Here is a 6,406-nt window from a genome sequence, read left to right on the forward strand (position 1 = left end):
GAATTTCAACAATTTCAAAGAACGACTATGATTTTTTAGTGGACACTAATGATTCCATTACTATTAATATGTAATGGTAGGGTTTGCAACGAAGGCATTTTATCTGTGTGAGTTGAATGTTAGTATTCTCCCCCCAAAAAAAGAAGACGTATAGTCTGCTTCAAATCAAATATCGAACGACACCAACATATATCGTTTATTCATGAAAACAAGTCGTTATAAAATAATTATAAGCAATCTCTCATATCTTTCATTATTAGAACTCTTGGGACTATTTTTCCCGCTTATCACTTATCCATATCTGATAAAAGTATTAGGGAAAGATACATACGGAGCTGTAGTAATGGCGCAATCCATAGTTGCCTATCTAGTCATTATGGTCAATTTCGGATTTAATGTTTCTGCCGCCAAAGACGTCAGTAAAAAAAGGAATAACCATATTGCATTATCCCATGTGGTGAGTTCTATTTTTCTCCTAAAATCTTTTATATTTCTGTTAGTTGCCATCATATACATCAGTATAATTTTGTTTACAGATATAGTCCATTACAAATTCTTATACTTGTTTTCATTAGGTCTATGTATACAGGAAATTTATTTCCCTACGTGGTTTTTTCAAGGAATGGAAAGGATGAAGTATATTACCATAATATCTTTTATGACCCGTTTCCTTTCTTTATTTTTAATCTTCCTAATAATAAAATCCGATGACAATTTTATTTTCGTACCTCTGTTGAATTCATTAGGAGGCATTTTTGCATCCATCGTTTCTTTTTATATCCTAATCAGATTTTTCTCTATCAGACTGTCATTTGTTCCTTTTCGTTATATCAAATTGGTTTTTTGCAGAAGTATTCCTTTCTTCTTTTCTCGTTTTATTTCTGTTGCTATGGAAAAAACAAATGCCGTATTGATAGGAACAACATTAAGTTATGGAGATTTGGCTGTTTATGATTTGGGTACAAAAATAGTTGGAATATTAAGAATTCCTTTCAACATAATTGCCCAAGTTTTATATCCATCCGTAGCATATTCAAAAGATATAAGTGTAGTAAAAACAATGTTGAAAGTTTCTATAAGCGTAAGTTTCATAATTATTTTCTTTATGTTTTTCATAGCTCCGTATGTCGTCGATTTCTTAGGAAGTTCACAACTCGATGCTGCAACCAATTTAGTATATGTATTAAATACAGTGTTGCCTGCCGTTGGAATCAGTAGCGTTTTAGGTGCTTCCACATTAGTCACTTTCGGATATATCAAAGAATATAATTTGAGTGTGATATATTCTTCTGTATCCTATTCAATTATAATTGCCTTAGTAATCCTTTTAGGAAACGTTTCATTGTATACCATGGCTTTAGCTTACATATTGCCGGAGTATATCATTTGTGCATATCGATATTATATATCAAAAAAATATATTTTAAAATAGAAGTTATGGGATTAGACATTTATAAAACCGATAAATGCTTGTATCAAAAGAAAAATGGAATAGAATATTACTCTATTACCCATCTGCAAGAGGTGCAAAAAGAGATGCTGCACTTATTGAGCATAGTAAATCAAATTTGTGTCGACAATAATATTCAATATTGGATTGACGGAGGAACGCTAATAGGAGCAGTTCGCCACCAGGGATTTATTCCATGGGATGATGATATTGATATTTCACTCTGCAAAAGCGACTATCTTAAATTGATTTCTTTATTGGAAGACTATTCAAAACAGAATCAAACAACTTACCTATATTATTCACCTGAAAAGACGGGGTATCATTGTTGCAATTTCTTTGCAAGCAAGATTAATCTGTATGCGCGGTTTGAGAAGACATTTACATTAATGCCAGTGAAGTTGGATATACGCCCCGTAAATGTTTTAGATAGAGACACTTTCAATCTGGAAGAAAACAACAGAATGAGGGATAAGGCCAATTATTATATATTCAACAAGGTATATTTGTCGAAAGATTTCAACTTAAACTATCAAAAGCACAGTAAGGAATACTTGAGTAAAAAATGGAATTTTCTGAGTTACTATAATACAGAATACGGACTTCAATTACCCATGCTAAACACGGTGTTTACCTATCCTTATTTTGAGTACTCCGGACAAATAATAATAGACTATGAAGATATATTCCCTATAAGAAATTTGAAATTTGAAAATTTATTAGTTCCGGTACCTAATAAGTATGATAAGTTTCTATCATATTTTTATCATGACTTCATGACATTACCGAAAATGGTTCAAAGAGCCCCTGCTGCGTATGAATACATAAAAGTGTCAAATACATCGGTTAATATGATGAAGCTGATACAAGAACAGTGCAAATTCACATATAAAACAAAAACTTTTAGGCATTTGTATAATGTCATCAGAATATTCGGACTGAAAAAAATGATTGCGATACTATTTGAAAGATAAAAAAATGAATGGTTTTGAAAAAACAGAAAAATTAAGGAATATCATTTTTGATCAGTTATCTCCTCTGATTGACAATGATTATGTGTTATGGGATCTGCCCTATCATGAGAATATCGGTGACACCCTCATTTGGGAAGGGGAAAGATGCTTTTTAAAAACATTGAAATATAAATGCTTGGACTTTGCCAATGCAATAACTTGTACCTTTCCTAAATTGCAATCCGATGTCATAATTCTGCTTCACGGAGGTGGAAATTTCGGTGATGTATGGCGTGATGCACAAATGTTCAGATTGGAGGTTATACGAAAATATCCTAATAATAAAATCATTCTATTTCCTCAGACTGTTCATTATTCAGATAAATCATTGATAGCACCGGATGCGAATGCAATGGGAAAGCATAAAAATCTAACTATATGTGCCCGGGATGGACGTTCTTTTGAATTATTGAAATCTTCATTTAGCAATGAGATACTATTACTGCCTGATATGGCTTTTTGTATATCGAAAGAATTATTGGAGAACCATCACATGTCTTCTTTATCCGGTCGCTTGCTTATTGCGCGCATGGACAAAGAGTCTATACCTATAAACCGGGAGGAATGGCATGGGGTTGATATTCGGGATTGGCCAACTTGTGAGAAAGCAACACCGAAATTGCGTTTTCTTTATGCGTTGTTTAAATTGAATAGGATTATCCGCGCGGAATGGTCAAAAAAAAATATTGATTTTTATTGCAATCAAATATTACGCCCTCATTTGATAAAGAGTGGGGCTCGTTTTATTGGTTGTTATCAGGAAATCAACACTACACGCCTGCATGTTATGATACTATCCATATTATTGGGAAAAGACAAGATATATTTCTTGGATAATAACTATGGAAAATGCCGAAGTTTTTATGATACTTGGCTAAAGGATTTGGATGCGGTGAAACCCTATGACTACTCAAAATGAAAGCATACATTATAAACTTGAAGCATTCCATAGATCGCAGAACATATATGGAAGAACAATGCCGCAAACTTCCTTTTTTAAGCATCGAATATATTAATGCCGTGGACGGGAGGAGCATGAACACAGAGGAACGGACTATAGCGTTTGATGAAAAGGAATTTGAGAAGCGCTACTCGGTAAAAGTCCGTCCGGGCGAAATAGGCTGTACGCTCAGCCACCAGAAATGCTATAAGAAAATGGTGGAGGAACATCTTCCGTATGCCCTCATATTGGAGGATGATATTTCTTTGTCTGTGGATATTAAAACCGTATTGGAAAAGATAGGAGAGATGATGCAGACGGGCATCCCTACGGTTGTTTTATTGTCGGGCTGGTATTGGTATGGCAATACAACCCATCTGGAGGGAGAGTACAAGCTGGCTAATGTGTATGATGCTTTCTTAACTCACTCGTATGTAATAAACCTTGCTGCGGCAAAACTTCTGATAGAAACACGTCCTTATATCACTGCGGATGACTGGTATTACATCCGCCATAAAGGTGTGAAACTACAAGCTGTTTTACCACACCTGATAAATCAGCTATGGGATGGTGATTTGACAACCACTGTCAATGTAGAGCCAGGAAGAAATAAAAGTCTGAAATGGAAATTACTCAATTTACCACGTTTGTCAACAATGAAGTTTTTAAAGTTTATAGGACATTTTGAAGAAGCATAATATGATTAAGGTATCCGTTATCATTCCGGTTTATAATGTAGAAAAATATATAGAGCATTGTGCACGTTCTTTGATGGAACAAACATTAATGGATATAGAATATATTTTTGTAGATGATTGTACTCCCGATCACAGTATGGAAATTCTTCAACGGGTTCTGACAGATTATCCTGAACGACTGGAAAGCATACGGATAATTCATCACACACAGAATTCCGGTTTAGCAACTGTAAGAAATACGGGATTACAGATAGCCCAAGGAGAGTATATCATACATTGTGATAGTGATGATTGGGTTGAACCGGATATGTATGAGGCAATGTATGCCAAAGCTAAAGAAACGGATGCGGACATTGTAGTTACAGATTATTATTATGAATACGCAAACCATACTTCTATTCAAAAGCAGAATTATCCGGACAATCCTTTATTCTGCATAAAAAAAATGTTGGCAGGGGAGCTACACTGTGGAATTTGGAATAAATTGGTCAGAAAAGCAATTTATGTAGAGAATAATATATCTTTTCCTGATGGTGTGAATATGTGGGAGGATGTATTGACAACCATCCCTCTTTGCTTTCATTCTGCGAAGATTGTGTATCTGCCTAAAGCTTATTATCATTATGTACAGTTCAATACTAATTCATATACGCAACGTATGTCTGAAAAATCTCTCCGAAACCAGATAGAAGCAATAAAAAGGCTTGAAATCTTTTTATACGATAATGATTTAGAAGAACTGAATCATGAGCTGTGTTATATGAAATTGACTGTAAGACTATGTCTGTTGTTAAATAGCAAAGGGGAACAACAAAAAAAATGGAGTGATTTATATCCGGAAGCAAATGCTTGTATATTGACCTATAAAGAAATGTCCTGTTATTGGCGTATCGCATTGAAACTCGCATCTTGGAGAATGCTATTCGCATTTAATGTGATGGCTTACGGGAGTAGATGGATAAAGATTTGTTTGGCTAAAGTTTATGCTTGAATTTAAAAAGATAATTGCTCTGAAAGAGATAGCATGTGTGGTTACTGTATTTTGCTATATTTTCTCATTTTATATAATCGGTCCCATCACTAGTTCTATCATTATAGCCGTCCCTTTTCTCTATCTTTACCTGCATGATAAGGTTTATTTCCATCAAGATATTTACTCGGTACGTACTTTATCATTTCTTACCTTCATTATTTTTGTAGGATTAGCATATAGTGCTTTACATGTCACTTTTGATTATTCTTATGTGAAAACGGTGTTCGCACAGATGATTCATTTATCAATGGGTATCGTTATTGTGACCGAGTTGAGAAGACGCTATCATATAACTGCTTTTGACATTGAGAAATATATTGTATATGCATTTTTCGTACAGTCCATTATAGAAATAGTAGCTTCGGTTACCCCTCCTTTTGCCTCGGCTTTGCTGCCTTTCAATAGGGCTTATGAATTGCAAACAAATGAAGCGGGAAGACGGGGACTGGCATTGGCAGCGGGAACCGGGTGGAGTTTGGGGCTTGCCTTTGGATTGCTATATATTATTTATGTAAAAAGATATTTGTTGGATGGAATCAATGTATATAAAATCATAACAGGGGTTGTTCTTTTGGCAGGAACAATGTTTGCCGGCAGGACTGGCTTTGTCGGTGCACTGTTTGGTGTCATTCTGTTTCTTCTAAATGCCAATCGTGGAGGAATTTACAAGATACTTATAATAATAAAGATACTTCTGTTTATAGTGGTTACTTGTCTATTATTTTATATTTTATTCCCTGCTATATCCATACACTTGGTCGAGAATGTGTTTCCCTTCGCTTTCGAGCCCTTTTATAAGCTATTTTATAATGATGAGTTTTCTACCGGTTCTACGGATCGATTGCAAGAAATGTGGGAGGTAACTATTACTCCTATAGAAGTGCTAATCGGTACCGGATATTTTACAGATCCATTGACTGGTTCCTATTATAAACATATAGACATCGGTGTTATGCGTAATTTGTTTTATTGGGGTATTGTAGGATATATGGTGCTGATTTTATATCAACTTTTTCTTTTGAGCCCGATAAAAGTAATATCTGAGGATAAAAAGTATAAGTGGAATGTAACAATATACAGATTGTGTTTAACTACTTATTTATTTTTGATGGAATTTAAAGCCATGACTATCGGCTTTAATAAGATGGCTGTTTCCATCGTATTTTTATTGGGCTATTTTTATTATTGCGAATATCAGGAACAGAAACATGAATCCTTCTGTAAGCAGTCAAAAAATGGCTATTGATTGCAACCTCTATCTTCGCTGCGAAC

The 6,406-nt window shown here is 34.6% G+C and carries 6 protein-coding genes; all 6 read left to right on the forward strand.

From position 1 onward, the window contains the following. Positions 1-202 precede the first annotated feature (202 nt). The 6 genes from DW039_RS20195 to DW039_RS20220 are packed head-to-tail and all read left to right on the forward strand — an operon-like array spanning position 203 to position 6,380. The gene (locus DW039_RS20195; RefSeq protein ID WP_120382297.1) at positions 203-1,432 is read left to right on the forward strand and encodes an oligosaccharide flippase family protein; all 1,230 of its coding nucleotides are present in this window, start codon (positions 203-205) and stop codon (positions 1,430-1,432) included. Between the two features lie 5 nt (positions 1,433-1,437). Continuing rightward, entirely contained in the window at positions 1,438-2,424 is a 987-nt protein-coding gene (locus DW039_RS20200; protein WP_120382298.1) for a phosphorylcholine transferase LicD, read from the forward strand. 4 nt (positions 2,425-2,428) lie between these two features. Next, positions 2,429-3,382: a polysaccharide pyruvyl transferase family protein gene (locus DW039_RS20205; protein WP_120382302.1), complete on the forward strand. Its 954-nt coding sequence runs from the start codon at positions 2,429-2,431 to the stop codon at positions 3,380-3,382. Continuing rightward, entirely contained in the window at positions 3,379-4,101 is a 723-nt protein-coding gene (locus DW039_RS20210; RefSeq protein ID WP_120382299.1) for a glycosyltransferase family 25 protein, read from the forward strand. Before DW039_RS20205 ends, DW039_RS20210 begins: the two co-directional genes overlap by 4 nt. Before the next feature lies 1 nt (position 4,102). Then, entirely contained in the window at positions 4,103-5,092 is a 990-nt protein-coding gene (locus DW039_RS20215) for a glycosyltransferase family 2 protein (RefSeq protein WP_165853126.1), read from the forward strand. Continuing rightward, on the forward strand, positions 5,085-6,380 hold the full coding sequence (locus tag DW039_RS20220) for a hypothetical protein (RefSeq protein WP_120382301.1): 1,296 nt from the start codon (positions 5,085-5,087) through the stop codon (positions 6,378-6,380). Before DW039_RS20215 ends, DW039_RS20220 begins: the two co-directional genes overlap by 8 nt. Positions 6,381-6,406 lie beyond the last annotated feature (26 nt).

Source organism: Bacteroides sp. AF39-16AC, assembly GCF_003602735.1.
GTDB lineage: Bacteria > Bacteroidota > Bacteroidia > Bacteroidales > Bacteroidaceae > Bacteroides > Bacteroides uniformis.

Bases quoted from the DNA above. Each gene is read 5' to 3' on its own strand.
- DW039_RS20195 (WP_120382297.1), top strand. From the start codon at position 203: ATGAAAACAAGTCGTTATAAAATAATTATAAGCAATCTCTCATATCTT.
- DW039_RS20200 (WP_120382298.1), top strand. From the start codon at position 1,438: ATGGGATTAGACATTTATAAAACCGATAAATGCTTGTATCAAAAGAAA.
- DW039_RS20205 (WP_120382302.1), top strand. From the start codon at position 2,429: ATGAATGGTTTTGAAAAAACAGAAAAATTAAGGAATATCATTTTTGAT.
- DW039_RS20210 (WP_120382299.1), top strand. From the start codon at position 3,379: ATGAAAGCATACATTATAAACTTGAAGCATTCCATAGATCGCAGAACA.
- DW039_RS20215 (WP_165853126.1), top strand. From the start codon at position 4,103: ATGATTAAGGTATCCGTTATCATTCCGGTTTATAATGTAGAAAAATAT.
- DW039_RS20220 (WP_120382301.1), top strand. From the start codon at position 5,085: ATGCTTGAATTTAAAAAGATAATTGCTCTGAAAGAGATAGCATGTGTG.